At 64.5% G+C, this 17,777-nt stretch carries 14 protein-coding genes; 10 read left to right on the top strand and 4 right to left on the bottom strand.

The features are described from left to right. Nucleotides 1-126 precede the first annotated feature (126 nt). A complete protein-coding gene (locus tag BRAS3843_RS28150) occupies nt 127-1,365 on the bottom strand; it encodes a URC4/urg3 family protein (RefSeq protein WP_008972527.1) in 1,239 nt (412 codons plus the stop codon). 14 nt (nt 1,366-1,379) lie between these two features. After that, a complete protein-coding gene (locus tag BRAS3843_RS28145) occupies nt 1,380-2,636 on the bottom strand; it encodes a GTP cyclohydrolase II (RefSeq protein WP_008972526.1) in 1,257 nt (418 codons plus the stop codon). Nucleotides 2,637-2,952: 316 nt separating this feature from the next. On the opposite strand from BRAS3843_RS28145, the gene BRAS3843_RS28140 reads away from it, so the two are divergent. Together BRAS3843_RS28140 and BRAS3843_RS28135 are read left to right on the top strand one after the other, a co-directional pair. After that, entirely contained in the window at nt 2,953-4,182 is a 1,230-nt protein-coding gene (locus tag BRAS3843_RS28140) for an amidohydrolase family protein (RefSeq protein ID WP_035983045.1), read from the top strand. 245 nt (nt 4,183-4,427) lie between these two features. After that, nucleotides 4,428-5,354 carry an N-carbamoyl-D-amino-acid hydrolase gene (locus tag BRAS3843_RS28135; protein WP_008972524.1) on the top strand — a complete coding sequence of 309 codons (927 nt, stop codon included), beginning with the start codon at nt 4,428-4,430 and terminating at the stop codon, nt 5,352-5,354. A 261-nt stretch (nt 5,355-5,615) separates the two neighbouring features. On the opposite strand, the gene BRAS3843_RS28130 is transcribed toward BRAS3843_RS28135, so the two are convergent. Continuing rightward, the gene (locus tag BRAS3843_RS28130) at nt 5,616-6,275 is read right to left on the bottom strand and encodes an aspartate/glutamate racemase family protein (protein WP_175361159.1); all 660 of its coding nucleotides are present in this window, start codon (nt 6,273-6,275) and stop codon (nt 5,616-5,618) included. Nucleotides 6,276-6,420: 145 nt separating this feature from the next. Between BRAS3843_RS28130 and hydA the strand changes: the two genes are divergently transcribed. The 8 genes from hydA (at nt 6,421) to BRAS3843_RS28090 (ending at nt 16,813) form a co-directional block, all read left to right on the top strand. After that, complete coding sequence (gene hydA, locus BRAS3843_RS28125) at nt 6,421-7,890, top strand: dihydropyrimidinase (RefSeq protein WP_008972522.1); 1,470 nt, start codon at nt 6,421-6,423, stop codon at nt 7,888-7,890. A gap of 183 nt (nt 7,891-8,073) precedes the next feature. After that, entirely contained in the window at nt 8,074-9,048 is a 975-nt protein-coding gene (locus tag BRAS3843_RS28120) for an NAD(P)-dependent oxidoreductase (protein ID WP_008972521.1), read from the top strand. A gap of 1 nt (nt 9,049) precedes the next feature. Beyond that, complete coding sequence (locus tag BRAS3843_RS28115) at nt 9,050-9,811, top strand: SDR family oxidoreductase (protein WP_008972520.1); 762 nt, start codon at nt 9,050-9,052, stop codon at nt 9,809-9,811. A gap of 171 nt (nt 9,812-9,982) precedes the next feature. Continuing rightward, the gene (locus BRAS3843_RS28110; RefSeq protein ID WP_008972519.1) at nt 9,983-11,431 is read left to right on the top strand and encodes an NAD(P)/FAD-dependent oxidoreductase; all 1,449 of its coding nucleotides are present in this window, start codon (nt 9,983-9,985) and stop codon (nt 11,429-11,431) included. 86 nt (nt 11,432-11,517) lie between these two features. Next, nucleotides 11,518-13,137 carry an ABC transporter substrate-binding protein gene (locus BRAS3843_RS28105; RefSeq protein ID WP_008972518.1) on the top strand — a complete coding sequence of 540 codons (1,620 nt, stop codon included), beginning with the start codon at nt 11,518-11,520 and terminating at the stop codon, nt 13,135-13,137. A gap of 20 nt (nt 13,138-13,157) precedes the next feature. Next, on the top strand, nt 13,158-14,189 hold the full coding sequence (locus BRAS3843_RS28100; RefSeq protein ID WP_008972517.1) for an ABC transporter permease: 1,032 nt from the start codon (nt 13,158-13,160) through the stop codon (nt 14,187-14,189). 10 nt (nt 14,190-14,199) lie between these two features. Further along, nucleotides 14,200-15,060 carry an ABC transporter permease gene (locus BRAS3843_RS28095; protein ID WP_008972516.1) on the top strand — a complete coding sequence of 287 codons (861 nt, stop codon included), beginning with the start codon at nt 14,200-14,202 and terminating at the stop codon, nt 15,058-15,060. A 94-nt stretch (nt 15,061-15,154) separates the two neighbouring features. Further along, nucleotides 15,155-16,813, top strand: coding sequence for an ABC transporter ATP-binding protein (locus BRAS3843_RS28090; RefSeq protein ID WP_008972515.1), 1,659 nt, complete (start codon nt 15,155-15,157; stop codon nt 16,811-16,813). Nucleotides 16,814-16,909: 96 nt separating this feature from the next. Here BRAS3843_RS28090 and BRAS3843_RS28085 read toward each other — a convergent pair whose 3' ends face one another. Continuing rightward, complete coding sequence (locus BRAS3843_RS28085; protein WP_083841450.1) at nt 16,910-17,650, bottom strand: energy transducer TonB; 741 nt, start codon at nt 17,648-17,650, stop codon at nt 16,910-16,912. Nucleotides 17,651-17,777: the final 127 nt, after the last annotated feature.

Genomic DNA, 17,777 nt, shown 5'->3' with positions numbered 1-17,777 from the left:
GTCTGTCTCCGTGGAAAGAACCCCTCACCCGGCTCGAACTCGCTTCGCTCGTCCGATCCACCCTCTCCCACAAGGGGAGAGGGGGCACCGTCTAGTGCCGTACGACAGGTGCCTACCTCAAATACCCTAAAACACCGTGCCGTCGCTGATCACTTTGATCGGGGGCGAGCCGTCGGGGCGGCGCTCGAAAGCGAGCTTCCGCCCCGCAGCCCAGCTGCCGCCTTCGAGGATCTTGGCCAGCGGCAGGCGCTCGGCATCCTGGTTGAGGCGCTGACGAATGACCTCGGCGAGCCGATCGAGCAGGGCGACGGTGAGCGCGCGCCACTCGACCACCAGCGTGGAGTCGACCGCGTGCGCCCGCATCGCTTCCTCCGCATCGCGCAACACCAGCACCCCGCCGTCAACGAACAGCCCGCCATTGCGGTATTCGGCGAGCCCGGTGAGGCCGTCGATGTCGTCGACCACGAGGCCGGCGCGCTGCAGCGGCTCGATCAGCGAATAGCTGAGCCATTGCGACAGCTTGTGCAGCGGCACCAGCCCACTGGTCGCATCACCGGTCACGAGCGCCGGATGGCGCCAGCAATCGCCGAGCGCGACACCGTCGAGCGTGATGCGGGATGGCCAGATTGGCCCGAGCTGAAGCAGCACCTCGGAGAGAACAGCAGGTGCGTCGATGCGGCCGCCTTGCGCGCGCGCGGCGAGACGGTCGAACAGTCCGCCCGGCCGGGCGCGGTCCTTCTGCGCAAAGATGTCGGGTTTACCGGCAATGAGGTCGCCGAGCCGGCGCAACAGATCGGTCCGGCCTTCGAGCCCGACCAGCGGATTCTCGGCAGCGACCTGAAAGCCGCGTTCGAGATCTGCGACCGTGAGCTGCGCCAGCTTGGCCGCATCGGCGCGCAGCCGATCGTTTGCATCAGCCGAGAATGCGCCGCTGGCGAACATGTCGAGACTGGCCAGCGCCAGGCCTTCCGAACGACCGATGCGCGCGCCACTCACCGCATCATGATAGCGCCACGCCGCGCCGGCGCCGGCATCGAGCAGCACGCTGACGATGGCGAGATCGAATTCCGCGCGCGCCCGTGCCGCGGCGTTGGGCCAGCTGACCTTGCCGGCAAGCGCCGCCCAGCGGTCCTCGCCGGCGACAACGAAATGCCGCCAGCGCGAATGGAACGGGACGTCGCCGCTCGGATAGGCCTCGCGTGTTACTGCGAGCACAAGCTCGGCGACTACATCGAGCTTTGCAAGAGCGATGCGGAAATGCGGCAGCCTGTCGTCGAGGCCGAGGGCAAGCATTCGGTGGGCCCGCTCGCGCACCGCCTCGGCCGACAAGAGCTTGGCCGACAAGAGGGAGGAAGCATCGACCATGTCGTCCGGCTCGCTCAGTACTTCTCGAGCGGACGCCCGACCGTGTCGCCGAGCTCCTGCGGCTTCTGCGGTTCGAGCGAGAAATAGCCGGCTGCCTTCTTGGCCGCGATCTCGACATGGGCATCGGCCGGAATCAGCTCGTCCGGGATCGGCACGCGCTCGACGATGTCGACGCCCTGGCCTGTCAGCGCATCATGCTTCATGTCGCTCATCGAGATGAAGCGATCGATGCGCGTAAGGCCGAGCCAATGGATCACGTCGGGCATCAGCTGCTGGAAGCGCGCATCCTGCACGCCGGCGACGCATTCGGTGCGTTCGAAATAGGCCGCTGCGGCGTCGCCATCCTCCTGGCGCTTGCGCGCGTTGTAGACCAGGAATTTGGTCACCTCGCCGAGCGCGCGGCCTTCCTTGCGATTGTAGACGATGATGCCGAGACCGCCGGTCTGGCCGGCGCGGACGCATTCTTCGATGCCGTGGATGAGATAGGGACGGCAGGTGCAGATGTCGGAGCCGAACACGTCGGAGCCGTTGCATTCGTCGTGGACGCGGCAGGTGATCTTGGTCTTGCTGTCGCTGAGCTTGTCGACATCGCCGAACAGATACACGGTGGTGCCGCCGATCGGCGGCAGGAACACCTGCAGATCGGGCCGCGTCACCAGCTCCGGATACATGCCGCCGGTCTGCTCGAACAGGCCGCGGCGCAGATTGGTCTCGCTGGTGCCGAACCGCGCCGCGACGCCGGGCAGGTACCACACCGGATCGATCGCGATCTTGGTCACCGAGACGCTGCCATTGGCGTGGACGACATCGCCATCTGTGGCGAGGCGCTTGGCCGCGATCGCGGCATGCAGCTCCGGCAGATCGAGGCGCGCCTTGGTCACGGCGATGGTCGGCCGGATGTCGATGCCTTCGGCGATTTCGGCGCCGAAATTCTCCGCGACCAGATGCCCCCAGGGATCGAGCGCGACAATCTTCGCCGGATCGCGCCATTGCGCGAACGGGCCGATCGTGGCGGCCGGGTGAGTGTTGGTGAGGTCAGGGCGGCGGATCGGATCGAGCGCGCCGGAGGAGACGGCCAGCGCCCGATAGACGGTATAGGAGCCGCCATGGCTGCCGATCACGTTGCGGTCCTGCGGCCGCGAAACGGTGCCGATGATGGGCCCGCGTTCGCGCGCGCTCGGCGCGCCCCATTGGAGCGGAAAGTTGTGCTTGGCGCCCGGAACCGGATGTGAGGTCAGGCGAATGTGGTCAGTGCGGTTGGAGCGAGTCATCTCAGAGTAACCCCATCAGAGCCACCCCCAAAACGGCAACGGCCCGCCGATACGACGGGCCTGACCGGAAAGAGCTGTTAGTTTCCATGCATGAATATAGCACGTTTTCCGCTGAAAACAAGGGTCTCCGCGATGCTGCTCCTGCGAACGGCGCGGGCCGCCTTGTTTGTAGGCAAATGGTTGGCTGCCCTCTGACGGTTTGATTCACCATTCCTACACATTTGGTCCAGCAGCGCGCTTTTCCAAGGGCTGGCATAGCGCTTGCCTTTGGTCGGCTCAAGGGCCAGCATGGGCCGTTTCTTCGGGCAATGACGTGTTGGACCTGATCATCCGGAATGCGTCGCTGTGGTGCGCCGGCGAACATCGCAGCGCGGACATCGGCATCAGCGAAGGCAAGATCGTCGCGATCGAGGCGGCGTTGCAGGCGGACGCACGCGAACGCGATGCGGAACGCTGTCTCGTCGTGCCCGGCCTGATCGAGACCCACATCCATCTCGACAAGACCTGCATTCTCGATCGCTGCCGGATCCAGGAAGGCACGGTTGCCGAAGCCGTGCGCGAAACCGCGGCGGCCAAGCGCAACTTCACCCGCGAAGATGTCTACAGCAGGGCCAAGCAGACGGTTGAGCGCTGCATCAGCCATGGCACTATGCGCATGCGCACCCATGTCGAGCTCGATCCCGGCATCGGCATGATCGGCTATGACGCCATCGATCAGCTCCGGCGCGACTATGCCTGGGCGCTCGACCTCGAGATCTGCGTGTTTCCGCAGGAAGGGCTGACGAACTATCCGGGCACCGAGCAGCTGCTGATCGAGGGCCTGCGCCGCGGCGCACCCACTATCGGGGCGGCGCCGTATTTCGACACCGATCCGGGCGCGCAGGTCGACCGCATCTTTGCCATTGCGCGCGAGTTCGATGTCGACATCGACATGCATCTCGATCTCGCCGAGACGCTCGATCACATGCAGATCGAATATGTCTGCCGCAAGACCGAGGACCATGGCTGGGGCGGGCGCGTTGCGGTCGGCCATGTCACGCAGCTGTCGCTGTTGCCACCGGAGCGCTTCAATGCAATTGCAACGCAGCTTGCCAATGCCGGCGTCGCCGTCACCGTGCTGCCGTCGACCGATCTGCATCTGATGGGGCGGAGGCAGGATCACGCGATCCCGCGCGGCGTGGTGCCGCTCGAGCCTTTGCGCGCGGCGGGCGTCACCTGCTCGATCTCGACCAACAATGTGCTGAACCCGTTCACGCCCTATGGCGACGGCTCGCTGATCCGCATGGCGAATCTCTACGCCAATGTCTGTCATGTTTCGCGCCCCGATCACCTGGCCGGCTGTCTCGACATGATCACGTCGGATGCCGCGCGGCTGATGCGGCTCGATGATTATGGCTTCGCGGTCGGCGCGCCGGCCGATCTCGTCTGCATCGACGCGCGCAACCCGACGGAGGCGATCGCGACGCTGGCGCAGCCGTTGTGGGGCCTGAAACGCGGCCGCCCCTCATTCACGCGCCCACGGCCGGTGCTGCATGGGCCACATTGACGGGGCGCTAGAGAAGTTGGGTATGAGCCACAGTTGTAGCAGCAATGGCGGTGAGCTCCCTCTCCCCGTTCTTCACGGGGAGAGGGGTGGGGTGAGGGGCAGACGCACGAGCGGTGCGAGTAGATGAACCTGTACCCGCTCACCCGCATCGCATCTAGCGATGCGATGCGACCTCTCCCCGCAAGCGGGGCGAGGTTGCAGCGAGCTCGCCGCGCCGTTGGCGTTTATCATGAAGGACTAACACCATGCGCGTGATCAACGTTGCCGCCGCCCAGATGGGGCCGATCCAGCGGGCCGACGGCCGCGAGGTCGTGGTCAAGCGGATGCTGGCGCTGATGGATGAGGCCAAGGCAAAGGGCGCCGATCTCATCGTCTATCCCGAGCTGGCGCTGACCACCTTCTTCCCGCGCTGGTACATGGAGGATCAGGCCGAGGTCGACAGCTGGTTCGAGCGCGAGATGCCTGATGCAGCGGTGCGGCCGCTGTTCGACCGCGCCAGGCAGCACCAGATGGCGATGTCGTTCGGATACGCCGAGCTGACGCCGGATGGACATCACTACAACACGGCCATCCTGACCGATCGTAACAGCAACATTGTCGGCAAATATCGCAAGGTGCATCTGCCGGGTCACGAGGAGTACGATCCGACGCGCAGCCACCAGCATTTGGAGAAACGCTATTTCGAGCCTGGCGATCTCGGCTTTCCGGTCTGGCGCAATCTTGGCGGCATCGTCGGCATGGCTGTTTGCAACGACCGCCGCTGGCCGGAGACCTATCGCGTGATGGGGCTGCAGGGCGTCGAGATGGTGGTGCTTGGCTACAACACGCCGTCGGTGAATTCGCAGAAGAATGTGGAAGGCCCGGAGCAGCGGCTGTTTCACAACCGGCTCTCGGTGCAATCAGGCGCCTATCAGAACTCCTGCTGGGTCATCGCGGTCGCCAAGGCCGGCGTCGAGGACGGTCATCCGCTGATCGGCGGCAGCCTGATCGTCAATCCCGATGGCGAGATCGTCGCCGAGGCCAAGACCGAAGGCGACGAGCTTCTGGTCGCGCCTTGCGATCTCGATGCGACCAGATTCGGCAAGGAGACGATCTTCGATTTCGCCCGCCACCGCCGCATCGAGCATTACGGCCTGATCACCAGCCGCACCGGCGCGATCCCGCCGGAGTGAGTGAGACGCCTGCGCCGTCGGCTGATCCAAGCTGCTACAGCCCAATGATGTCGCACGAGAGCCCCAACAACAAAGGTGTCGTCCCGGCGAACGCCGGGACCCATACCGCGGGATGTCTCGGGGATCGCAACCGGCAGCTACCTGCCACATTGCCGCCGGTGGTTATGGGTCCCGGCTCAAGGCCGGGAGACAGCAGTATGTAACGCAGCCAGTGGAGCAGACCGGAGTATTAGCAACCGCGAGGATCAGCGCGTTATCCACTTACCCCGCGAACGCGACCGCGCCGAGCGCCATCGTCACCGCGGCCTGGGTCGGATCAACAACGGGAATGCCGAGTGCATCCTCGAGCCCTTTGCGATGGCGCGCCATGCCGGCGCAGCCCATGACGATCGCGCCGGCGCCGTCCTCCTCCTTCAGCGCACGGCCGACCGCGATCATCTTCGCCAGCGTGCCTCCGCCGGAGGCGGTCTCCGCCACCGTCATGTCGAGCGGCCGCTCGGCGGCGAGCCGGTCCATCAGCCCCACCTGCCGGAGATAGCGCAAATGGCGGCGGATCGAGCGCTGCGCGATCGCGATCACGCCAAAGCTGTCGGCGCGGGTCAGCGCGGTCAGCACGCCGCATTCGGCGATGCCGAGCACCGGGCGCGTGGTCGCCTCGCGGCAGACATGCAGGCCGGGATCGCTGTAGCAGGCAATCACAAAGGCGGACGACGCATTGTCGCCCTCGACGAAGCGCCGCAGCGGCATGGTCACGCTGTCGGCGTCCTTCTGGCTCTCGATCCCGTAAGGCCCTTCCTTCAGGGTCTCGCAGACGATCTCCGGGCCGTCGGCAAACATCAACGGCTTCAGAGCTTCAGTGAGGCCATCAGTGACAACTTGATTGGAATTCGGATTGATCACCGTGATGCGCGGGCGGGACATGGGAGCTTCCTGCTCGAGGAGTGTTGACGCGACGTGAAAGGCAATCACTATGCCATCAGGCACATGAGATCGTCATGCGCCGGGCGCAACGGCGCGCCGCGATATCAGCGGTGTTCCATTGGGCAGAACTGACGAGGAGACCGCCATGACCGAGCCCGCCTATGACCTCATCATCCGGGGAGGGCGCGTCGCCACCACCACCGATATTTTCGAGGCCGACGTCGCCATCGCCGGCGAAAGCATCGCTGCGATCGGCCGCGGGCTAGGCCCGGCGAAGCGCGAGATCGATGCGCGCGGCAAGCTCGTCCTGCCCGGCGGCGTCGACAGTCACTGCCATATCGAGCAGCTCTCGGCGGCCGGCATCGTCAATGCTGATACCTTCGAGAGCGCGACCACGTCGGCGGCCTTCGGCGGCACCACCTCGGTGATCTCATTTGCGGCCCAGCACATCGGCATGAAGCTGCCGCAGGTGCTGGAGGAGTATCATGCGCTGGCGCGCAAGGGTGCGGTCATCGACTACGCCTTCCACATGATCATTGCGGATCCGACCAAGGAGACCTTGGAGCATGATCTGCCGGCGCTGATCAAGCAGGGGCATGGCTCGATCAAGATCTTTATGACCTATGATCTCCTGAAGATCGACGACGAGCCGCTGCTCGACATTCTGGTTGCGGCGCGCGAGGGCGGCGCTATGCTGTGTGCGCATGCTGAGAACCACGGCATCATCTCCTGGATGGTGAAGCGGCTGCTGGCACGCGGCTACACTCATCCGAAATATCACGCCATCAGCCACGCCCGCTTTTCCGAGGCCGAAGCCTTCAATCGGCTGATCGGCATGGCGGCGCTGATCGATCAGCCGATCATGATCTTCCACGTCTCGACCACCGAAGGCACCAGGGTCATCCGCGATGCGCGCGGGCAGGGGCTGAAAGTGTTCGCCGAGACCTGCCCGCAATATTTGTTTCTCACCGCCGACGATCTCGACAAACCCGGCGTCGAAGGGGCGAAATGGATGTGCAGCCCGCCGCCGCGCCGTGCCTCCGACCAGGAGGCGCTGTGGCAGGCACTGTCGCTCGGCGATCTCCAGACGATTTCGTCCGATCACGCGCCGTATCGCTTCGACGAGACCGGCAAGCTGCGCGCCGGTCCCACGCCAAACTTCAAGCAGATCGCCAACGGCCTGCCGGGGCTGGAGCTGCGGCTGCCGCTGCTGTTCGACGCCATGGTGTCGAAGGGCAGGCTCGGTCTCAACAAGTTCGTCGAGCTGACGGCGACCGCGCCGGCCAAGATCTACAATCTGCATCCGAAGAAGGGCGCGATCGCGATCGGCGCTGATGCTGACATCGCGATCTGGGATCCGGACAAGCGTGTCACGGTCAGCGATGCGATGATGCATGATCTTGCCGGCTACACGCCGTTTGCCGGGCGCAGCCTGCAGGGCTGGCCGGTGACGGTGCTGTCGCGCGGCCGGGTGATTGTCGATGATGGCAAGCTGTCCGTAGCAGCAGGCTCCGGACGTTTCCTGCCGCGTAGCGGCGGCGAGGCCGCGAAACCGACGGGGCGGCTGGTCGCCGACATGGACCCCGAGCAGAATTTTGGTGCGCGGCTGCTGTGAGCGCGCAGGAGCGATTTGAGGCAACCGGGCCTCGTCCTTCGAGACGGTCGCTTCCCTCCCGCCTCGGGACGAGGGAACAGCACCATCCTCGCGGCATCACAGGCCCTGCTCCTCATGGTGAGGAGGCTGCGCGAGCAGCCGTCTCGAACCATGAGGCCACCAGCGTCAGGATGAGATAGTCCCATGCACATCCTGATCTTCGGTGGGTGTGGCTTTGTCGGGCTCAACATCGCGCAGGGGCTGCTGGAGCGTGGCCACGTGGTAACCGTGTTCGACCGCAAACAGTTACCGTCGGCAGCACAGCAATCCTTAGCGCAGCATGGAGATAGGCTCAACGTCGTACAAGGCGAGATCACGGACACGGAGAGAACGGGAGCTCTTATCGCGAAGGGGTGCGATGCCATTGTGCTTGGAGCGGCGATCACCGCTGGCGTTGATCTGGAAAGGACTTCTCGGGGAAACATCTTCGAGATTAACGTGATGGCTCAAATCCCAATTCTGGAACGAGCGATCCGACAGCGCGTTCGTCGCCTCATCAATCTTTCATCGGCAGCGGCCTATGGTGCCGCAGGTCAGAACTACCCGCTGTTGGAGGAGACCACGCCGTGCGATCCTGTCTCTCTATATTCAATCAGCAAGTTTACTTTGGAACGCCTCTTGTTGAGGTACGCTGATCTCTGGGGCGGAGACTTTATCAACGTTCGACTGAGTGCCGTTTTCGGGCCTTGGGAGCGGGTCGGCAAGGTACGCGACACGCCGAGCATGCAGTTTCAGATTCTGCATGAGTTCAGTCGCGGCGAGCCCGCGATTTTGCCGGACCGAGGTGTCAAGGACTGGATCTATGCTCCCGATGTTGCTGACGCTGTAGCGGTGCTGCTCGAAGCGGAGCGGCCGCAATATCGGCTCTACAATATCTCGAGCGGAAGGGCATGGTCTGCGCTGCAGTGGGGCCAGGCCTTTGCAGCTTTGCACCCTGGTTTACAATGCCGGCTGGCGGCGCCAGGCGAGGAAACTCTGATCAAGTATCACGGTCCTGAGCGTGCTCCGCTTTCTGTCGAGAGAATGGCTCAAGAGTTTGGCTGGCGGGCGCGTTTCGGCCTCGTTGAATCGGTCGCCGATCTGAGCGCTTGGTGGATCGAACATCGGGGTGAAAGCTAACATGAGGCTCGCGGGACAGGTGGTCATCATCACGGGGGCAGGCTCCGGCATCGGCCGCGCCAGTGCGGTTGCGTTCGCGCGCGAGGGTGCCTTCGTCGCGCTGGTGGATCGCGATGCCCAAGGCGCGGAAGAGACGCTGGCGCTGCTGCGCGGGGCCGGCGGCGAGGGCAGCGTCCATCTCGGCGACGTTGGCGAAGCGGATTTCGCCAACGCCACCGTCGACAGCGTGGCGAATGCGCGCGGCCGGCTCGACGTGCTGATGACCGCGGCCGGCTTCTCCTGCGGCGGCACCGTGGTCACCACCGATCCCGCCGATTGGGACTCTGTGTTCCGCACCAATGTCGGCGGCACCTGGCTGTGGGCCAGGGTCGCGGTGCCGATCATGCAGCGCCAGCAGAAGGGCGCGATCGTCACATTGGCCTCGCAATTGGCGATCGCCGGCGGCAAGGGCAACAGCGCCTATATCGCCGCCAAGGGCGCGATCATCAGCCTGACCCGCACCATGGCGGTCGATTTCGCGGCCGACGGCATCCGCGTCAATGCGCTTGCACCCGGCGCGATCGACACGCCCATGCTTCGCCGCAGCTTTGCGCGCCATGCCGACCCCGATGCCGTGCGCGACGCCTCGCGCCAGCGCCACGCGATGAAGCGCTTCGGCCAGGCCGAGGAGGTCGCTGCTGCCGCGCTTTACCTCGCCGGCGACGAAGCCTCCTTCGTGACCGGCGTGGTGCTCCCCGTCGATGGCGGCTGGCTCGCAGCGTGAGCGGGATGACGCATCGAGCTATAAGTCCGGTGAATAGTCGCCAGCAAAATGAAATTTTTTCCGGTCGCAATGCTTTGCTAGGCTGCAACGCCGGGTCTGGAACGAATGGAGCGAGCGTGGACGACAGCGATCGTGCCGAGCGCGATACCGGCAGCCGTCCCGGTGTGCGGCATGACTGACGGGCTTGCGGTACTCGCTAGCCAGGTCCGGCGCGATCTCGCCAGGATCGCCCATCCCAGCATGCCCTGGCTGAAGCCGATGGTGGGTCCCGATGGTCGCCCTGCGCTGGACGTCTTGATCGTCGGCGCCGGCCAATCCGGCCTTGCGACTGCCTTCGGGCTGTTGCGCTCGCAGGTCACCAATGTCCTCGTGCTCGATAAGGCGGAGGAGGCACGCGAGGGCCCATGGCTGACCTATGCGCGCATGCCGAGCTTGCGCTCGCCCAAGGATTTCACCGGGCCCGATCTCGATATTCCCAGCCTGACCTATCAATCCTGGCACGAGGCGACATTCGGCGCACAGAGCTGGCGCGATCTTGACCTGATCCCGCGCGAATATTGGGCAGACTATCTCGCGTGGTATCGCAGGGTGCTCGAGCTTCCCGTGCGCAATGGCTGCGAGGTGATCGACATCGCGCCGGCCGCCGATGGCCTGCTGCGCGCGACAGTGCGCAGCCGCGATGGCGAGACGCTGCTTTACGCGCGCAAGATCGTGCTCGCCACCGGCCAGGAAGGCATGGGGGATTGGAGCATTCCCGAGCCGCTGCGGCATCTGCCTGCCTCACATTGCGTGACCTCAGCCGCGCCAATCGATGACGATGCGCTGCGCGGCAAGCGCGTCGTTGTCGTCGGCGCCGGCGCGTCGGCCTTCGACAATGCGGCGATGGCGCTGGAAGCCGGCGCTAGCCGCGTCGATCTGCTGTGCCGCCGCGCCGAGATCCAGCTGGTGCAGCCCTATCGCTGGCTGACCTTCCGCGGATTCCTGCGGCACTTCTCCGAGCTCGACGATGCCTGGCGCTGGCGCTTCATGCGCGCCATCCTGGAGCTGCGCGAAGGCTTTCCGCAGCACACTTATGACCGCTGCGCGCGCCACGCCGCGTTTCATCTATATGAGGGGACACCGGTCGAGGCGGCGCGGGAGACCTCGCATGGCATCGTGCTGCAGACGCCACGCGGCGAGACCGTCTGCGACTTCATCATCAGCGCCACCGGGATCGCGATGAATTTCGCCGGCCGCGCCGAACTGAAGCGCTTTGCACACAATATCGCGCGCTGGTCGGATCGCTACACGCCGCCGCCCGAGGAGCGCAACGCACGGCTCGGCGACTTCCCTTATCTCGCCGATGACTACGCGCTGTGCGAGCGCGTGCGCGGGGAGACGCCCTGGATCGGCGATATCCATGTGTTCGCGATCGCTTCCACGATGAGCTTCGGCGCCTCCGGTTCGTCGATCAATGCGATGACGACGGCCATTCCAAAGCTGGTGCATGGGCTCACGCGCGGGCTGTTCCGGGCCGATATCGACAAGCATTGGGCGGCATTCCAGGCCTATGATGTTCCCCAGGCCGTGGTGCGGCGCGAGGCCGCGAGCGGCCTTGCGGAAGGCGCTGCTGGCACGTGATTTGCTGCCTCCTCGGCATTTCCGGCGAGGAACTCAGGACGGGCCGAGCCATCGGGGGCGGCCAAGATGAACCGAAGGGCAAGAGCATGAGTTTTGCGATTTCCAAACGGATATTGGTCGTGGCGGCCGCATCGCTTGCGGTGATATCGGCGACGCCGCGTGCGCATGCACAGAGCCGTGCCGAGACGCTGCGTTACGTCACGGGCGCCACCGTGAACACGCTCGATCCGAACATTCCGGGTTCGACCCGCGAAGCCTTCGCGCTGTCGATGAGCAGCTATGACCGGCTGGTGTCGTTCGGCCGCAAGCAGCTCAACGGCAAATGGGTGTTCGATCTCGACACCATCACCGGCGAGCTCGCGGAGTCCTACACGGTGAGCCCGGACGGGCTGAGGATCACCTTCAAGCTCCGGCCTGACGCCAAATTCCAGGACGGTTCGCCCGTGACCGCAGAGGACGTGAAATGGTCACTCGACCGCTGCGTCAGTGCGCCGATCCTCGGCAAGTCCCAGCTGCTCACGGGCTCGCTGACATCACCCGATCAGTTCAAGGTGATCGATCCCCTGACCTTCGAAGTCACGCTGCCGAAGCCCGACAAGCTGGCGCTGCCGAATCTCGCGACCGTCTATCCCATCATCATCAATTCCAAGCTCGCGAAAGCGCATGCGACCGCCGACGACCCGTGGGCGCTGAACTGGACCAAGGAGAACGCCGCCGGCAGCGGCGCGTATATCGTCGAAACCTTCAAGCCGGGCGAGCAGGTGATTGCCAAGCACAACGACGCCTGGAATCGCGGCACGCCGGACAAGCCGGCCGCGTTCAAGCGCCTGATCATCCAGTCGGTGCCGGAGCCCGCGACGCGCGCCAACCTGGTCGAGCGCGGCGATGCCGATCTCGTCATCGACCTGCAGGCGAGCGACGTGCAGGCGCTGGAAGGCAAGGGCAAGCTGAAGGTGATCTCGACGCCGCAATACAACGCGGTCAGCTTCGTCTCGATGAACAACAGGATCCCGCCATTCGACAACGTCAATGTGCGCCGCGCCATCGCCTATGCGCTGCCTTATGACGACATGTTCAAGGCGGCGCTGTTCGGCCGTGGCGCGCCGCTGTTTGGCGCCAGCTGGACCGACGGCAAGCCGCCGAGCGGCGCCTATCCGATCCCGCAGCCGGTCAAGCTGGATCTCGATAAGGCCAAGGCGTATCTGAAGGACGCCGGCATGCCGGACGGCTTCGCCACCACCTTCAGCTTCAATGTTGGCCAGGCCGCGACCGCCGAGCCGATGGCGGCCTTGGTCAAGGAATCATTGGCCAAGATCGGCATCAAGGTCGACATTCAGAAGCTGCCGGACGCGCAGATGTCGACGGCGATCAACGAGAAGAAGCTGCCGTTCTTCACGGAAGGAATCGTCGCCTGGCTGCCGTCGACCGACTATTTCTACCGCAACTTCTACACCGGCAATCAGCGCTGGAACTATTCGTCCACGGACAATACGGAGCTGGAGAAGATCGCGCAAGCCGCGCGCTTCGAGGCCGATAAGGAAAAATATGAGGAGGAGGGCAGGGAGCTCAACGCCATCCACTTCGACCAGATGTTCCAGATTCCGATCTGGCAGGCCGCGCAGGACGCGGTGATGCAGCCGAGCGTCGACGGCTATGTCTACCAGTTCACCCGGCAGGTGGATTATCGTAACCTGAGCCGCAAATAGGGGATTGGACCGCAGGGACGATGGGGACGATCGGCGCAATTCTGATCCGCGCGGGGCGACGGTTCATCTCGTCGCTGCCGGCGCTGTTCGGCGTTCTCGTGTTCACCTTCCTGCTGATGCGGGTGCTGCCGGGCGATCCCGCGGTGTTCTTCGCCTCCGGCCCCAATGCCGGCAAGGAGGAGATCGAGACCATCCGCAAGCAGATGGGGCTCGACAAGCCGCTCCCGGCCCAGCTCGGCATCTATCTCTACGACGTCGGTCGCGGCAATCTCGGCCGCTCGATGATGACGGGGCAGCCGGTCGCCAAGGACCTGCGCGAACGGCTGCCGGCCTCGCTCGAGCTGACGCTCACGGCCCTGCTCATCGCGCTGATCTCGGCGGTGCCGCTGGGTGTGATCGCTGCCCTGCGCCCGGGCTCGCTGATCGACCATGGCGTGCGGCTATTCTGCTCGCTCGGGGTCTGCGTACCGACCTTCGTCTCCGGCCTGCTGTTGATCTACGTCTTCTATTATCTGCTCGGTCTCGCGCCGGATCCGACCGGCCGCGTCGACATCTTCACGACGCTGCCGCCGTCACGCACCGGCTTCCTGATCATCGATTTCCTGCTCGCCGGCGATATCGAAGGCTGGTGGGCCGCGGCGCGGCAATTGATGCTGCCGGCCTTCACCATGGCGCTGTTCGTGATCGCGCCACTTGCGCGCATCACCCGCGCTTCGATGCTGGTCTCGCTCGGCAGCGATTTCATCCGCACCGCCCGTTCGGTCGGGCTGTCCTGGTGGCGCGTCGTCGTCACCTACGCGCTGCGCAACGCCATCCTTCCTGTCATCACCATCGCCGGCATCGTGTTCTCCACCATGCTGGGCGCCAACGTGCTGGTGGAGAAGGTGTTCTCCTGGCCGGGCGTCGCGTCCTACGCGCTCGATGCGCTGCTGGTCTCGGATTACGCGCCGGTGCAGGGCTTCGTGCTGCTGATGGCGACGATCTTCGTCGTCGTGAATCTCCTCGTCGATCTGCTCTACGGTATCGCCGATCCCAGGGCGACGATTGCATGAGGTCTTGGGCATGAGCGCGATCGACGCCTCCTCGACCTTGCGCCATACGGCGTTCGTGCTGCGCGGCAATCCGGTGACTGCTGTTGCAGCTTGCGGCGCATTGGTGTTGGCGCTTGTCGCCATCCTGGCGCCGTGGCTCGCGCCTTATGATCCGATCGCTTCCGACGTGCCGCAGGCCTTGCAGCCGCCGAGCGCCTTGCATTGGGCCGGCACCGACCAGCTCGGTCGCGATGTGTTCAGCCGCCTGATCGTCGCCACGCGCCTCGATCTTACGATCGCCGTCACCGCCGTCGCAGTGTCCTTTGCGATCGGCTCGGTGATCGGCGCGCTCTGTGGCTACGGCGGCGGTAAGCTCGACAAGGCGGTCGGCCGCTTCGTCGATGTCTTGATGGCGTTTCCGCTGTTCGTGCTGGCCATGGCCATGGTGGCCGCGCTGGGCAACCGGGTCGAGAACATCGTGATCGCGACCGCCATCATCAATCTGCCGTTCTACATCCGCTTCGCCCGTGCCGAGGTCAACATCCGCCGGAATCTCGGCTGGGTGGAAGCGGCGCGCGCCTGCGGCGAAAGCCATGTCGCGGTGGTCTTGCGCTTTCTGCTGCCGAATGTGCTGCCGGCGATGGCGGTGCAGATGTCGCTCAATCTGGGCTGGGCCATCCTTAATGCCGCAGGTCTCTCCTTCATCGGCCTCGGCGTCAAGCCGCCGACGCCAGAATGGGGCATCATGGTCGCCGAGGGCGCGCGCTTCATCTCGACGGGGCGGTGGTGGCTGGTCGCATTCCCCGGCTTCGCGCTGATGAGCGCGGTGCTGTGCTTCAATTTGCTCGGCGACGGCCTGCGCGACATCCTCGATCCCAGGATGCGCACATGATCCCGTCGCACCACGCAGAGCCGGGCGCATCCGCGGACGCGCACATGAGCCGTCGGCACCGCAGGCTGAGCCGGGCGCATCCGAGAATGCGCACATGACCGCGCCGCTGCTCGAGGTCGAAGATCTCAAGGTGACGTTCTCGACCCGCCGTGGCCTGGTCGAGGCGGTGCGCGGCGTCACGCTGTCGCTGCAGCCGGGTGAGATGCTCGGGCTGGTCGGCGAAAGTGGCTCGGGCAAATCGGTCACCGGCTTTGCGATCACGCATCTGCTCGACAAGGCCGGCCGCATCGCCGGCGGCCGCATCCGCTTCAGGGGACAGGACATCACCGGCGCCGGCAGCGCCGATCTGCGCCAGCTGCACGGCGCGGCGATGGCGATGATCTTCCAGAATCCGCGCGCCGCGTTGAATCCAATCCGCGCCATCGGCGAGCAGATTGCCGATGCCATCCTCGCGCATCGCCGCATCTCACGGCCAGAGGCGCGCGACGAGGCGCTGAAGCTCCTGCGCGCAGTGCAGATCCGTGACCCTGAACAGCGCGTCAAGGCCTATCCGCACGAGCTGTCGGGCGGCATGTGCCAGCGCGTGATGATCGCGATTGCGATCTCCTGCAATCCGCAGCTTTTGATCGCCGACGAGCCGACCACCGGCCTCGACGTCACCACGCAGAAGGTGGTGATGGACCTGCTCGCCGACATCGCAGCCGCGCGCGGCATGGCGGCGATCCTGATTACGCACGACCTTGGTCTGGCGGCGCGCTACTGCCGCCGCGTCGTGGTGATGGAGCAGGGGAGTCTGGTCGAGGAGGCCGAGCCGCTGACCTTGTTTCACCGGCCGCAACATCCCTATACGAAGCGGCTGGTGGCGGCATCACCGACCGCGACGTCGCGGGTCGAGGACCTCGTACCGGATGGCGAGCGGGTGCCACTGGTTCAGGTCAGCGCGCTATCGCTTCCGCCGCACGGCACGCCGTTGTTGCTGGACGTGAAGCAGATCGCCAAGCGCTTCGACGACGGCACCACCGGGGTCGCCGATTTCTCGATGACGATGCGCCACGGTGAGAGCATCGGCCTGGTCGGCGAATCCGGCTCGGGCAAGAGCACGATCTCGCGGATGATCTGCCGCCTGATCGATCCGAGCGCGGGCGAGATCCTGTTCGATGGCCGGGCGATCGGCCAGATTCCGGCGCGCGACTTTCACCGTTCTGAATTCCGCAAGGACATCCAGATCGTCTTCCAGGACCCGAACGAGAGCCTCAATCCGCGCTACACCGCGTTCGACTGCATCGCGCATCCGTTGCTGCGGCTGCTGGGCTTACGATCGGGCGATCGCTTGCGGCGTCAGGTCGAGGACTGTGCGGATCGGGTCGGACTGCCCCGTGAGCTGTTGTCGCGCTTTCCGCATCAGCTGTCCGGCGGGCAGAAGGCCCGCGTCGGCATCGCACGGGCGATCGCCTGCAAGCCGCGGCTTCTGGTGCTGGACGAGCCGACCGCGGCGCTCGACGTCTCCGTGCAGGCGGTGGTGCTGCAGCTCCTGAACCGGCTGCGCCGCGAGGACAATCTCGGCTTCCTGTTCGTCAGCCACGATCTCAACGTGGTCCGCATGATGTGCGACCGCACCATTGTGCTGCGCGCAGGCCAGATCGTCGAGCAGGGCGAAAGCCGGGCGCTGTTTGCCAATCCGCAGACCGACTACACACGCGAATTGGTCGACGCCGTACCGCATATTCAGCGGGCCGAGCTGGCACTGGCCTAGCTGTCGGTCATTGCGAGCGAAGAGAAGCTATCAGAGTCGCGCGGGCGGATTCTGGATTGGTTTCGCGCTTTCGCGCTAGCAATGACAGCCCGCGGATCAGCACCCGCGACAAACGCCATTGATCAACTTCTTGATACGCGCGTCGTCCGAAAAAGTCGGCGGTCCGAATACAATCTCGGCCGTTAGCTTCATTGGTGCTTTCAATTCCGGGGGGATGCTTGGAAACGGACCTGCTTTCTTCAGCCAATTGAGGGCATTGTCGTCGACCATCTTCAGACCAAAGCTCTTCGTGACCGCAGCATCGAGCAGTTTTCCGTCGCGATCGATCGAAAACACCACGGTGGGCCGAGCGTCGGCTGGCTTCTCGATATTGTCGGGCAGTACGGGCCGATGGTCATACGAATATAGACGCTTCAAAATCTCGCCCCTGAAGGCGATCTCCTTTTCCGAGGGGCTGGCGGCCTTGCTTCCTTTCAAATTGATAAAGGCCACATTTCTTGTTGGGGCGAACGTAAGCGGGAGTTTTATCTTATAAGGCACCTGCACGTCGCCCGGAACCGGCGGAAAAGGTTGTATGCGGCGGAGGCCCGTCACGACGTTGTCATTGTCCTCCGACGAGCCGGAGCTTCGGTCGACGTCGACGCTTAGAAGCTTGCCATTTCGATCAAGCGTAACCGTCAGATCGATATCTAGCGATCGGTCTTGAAGTGGTTGGGGAAAGGCCGAAGAGTTTCCGAACAGATGTCGGTGGACCTGCTGCTGATAGGCTGCCTCATCTGCAAACAACGTTGTTGGGGTAGCGAATACAATCAAAAACGCAAAAACCAAAGACCGCATTGTCGTCCGTCCGACCGTTTGATCGGACTATAGCGCACGGTCGATACCGGCGTCGCATCCTTTTTGGATTGTTGCGAAAGGGGGGGCGGGCGAAGGCGCAATGCGCGTGCCCACCTTATCACCGAGC

This window comes from Bradyrhizobium sp. STM 3843, assembly GCF_000239815.1.
In the GTDB taxonomy this organism is placed as follows: domain Bacteria; phylum Pseudomonadota; class Alphaproteobacteria; order Rhizobiales; family Xanthobacteraceae; genus Bradyrhizobium.
This window is presented reverse-complemented; position numbering and strand designations above follow the sequence as displayed.

Bases quoted from the DNA above. Each gene is read 5' to 3' on its own strand.
- BRAS3843_RS28110 (WP_008972519.1), top strand. From the start codon at position 9,983: ATGACTGACGGGCTTGCGGTACTCGCTAGCCAGGTCCGGCGCGATCTC.
- BRAS3843_RS28085 (WP_083841450.1), bottom strand. From the start codon at position 17,650: ATGCGGTCTTTGGTTTTTGCGTTTTTGATTGTATTCGCTACCCCAACA.
- hydA (WP_008972522.1), top strand. From the start codon at position 6,421: ATGACCGAGCCCGCCTATGACCTCATCATCCGGGGAGGGCGCGTCGCC.
- BRAS3843_RS28120 (WP_008972521.1), top strand. From the start codon at position 8,074: ATGCACATCCTGATCTTCGGTGGGTGTGGCTTTGTCGGGCTCAACATC.
- BRAS3843_RS28150 (WP_008972527.1), bottom strand. From the start codon at position 1,365: ATGGTCGATGCTTCCTCCCTCTTGTCGGCCAAGCTCTTGTCGGCCGAG.
- BRAS3843_RS28095 (WP_008972516.1), top strand. From the start codon at position 14,200: ATGAGCGCGATCGACGCCTCCTCGACCTTGCGCCATACGGCGTTCGTG.
- BRAS3843_RS28105 (WP_008972518.1), top strand. From the start codon at position 11,518: ATGAGTTTTGCGATTTCCAAACGGATATTGGTCGTGGCGGCCGCATCG.
- BRAS3843_RS28130 (WP_175361159.1), bottom strand. From the start codon at position 6,275: ATGTCCCGCCCGCGCATCACGGTGATCAATCCGAATTCCAATCAAGTT.
- BRAS3843_RS28100 (WP_008972517.1), top strand. From the start codon at position 13,158: ATGGGGACGATCGGCGCAATTCTGATCCGCGCGGGGCGACGGTTCATC.
- BRAS3843_RS28145 (WP_008972526.1), bottom strand. From the start codon at position 2,636: ATGACTCGCTCCAACCGCACTGACCACATTCGCCTGACCTCACATCCG.
- BRAS3843_RS28115 (WP_008972520.1), top strand. From the start codon at position 9,050: ATGAGGCTCGCGGGACAGGTGGTCATCATCACGGGGGCAGGCTCCGGC.
- BRAS3843_RS28090 (WP_008972515.1), top strand. From the start codon at position 15,155: ATGACCGCGCCGCTGCTCGAGGTCGAAGATCTCAAGGTGACGTTCTCG.
- BRAS3843_RS28135 (WP_008972524.1), top strand. From the start codon at position 4,428: ATGCGCGTGATCAACGTTGCCGCCGCCCAGATGGGGCCGATCCAGCGG.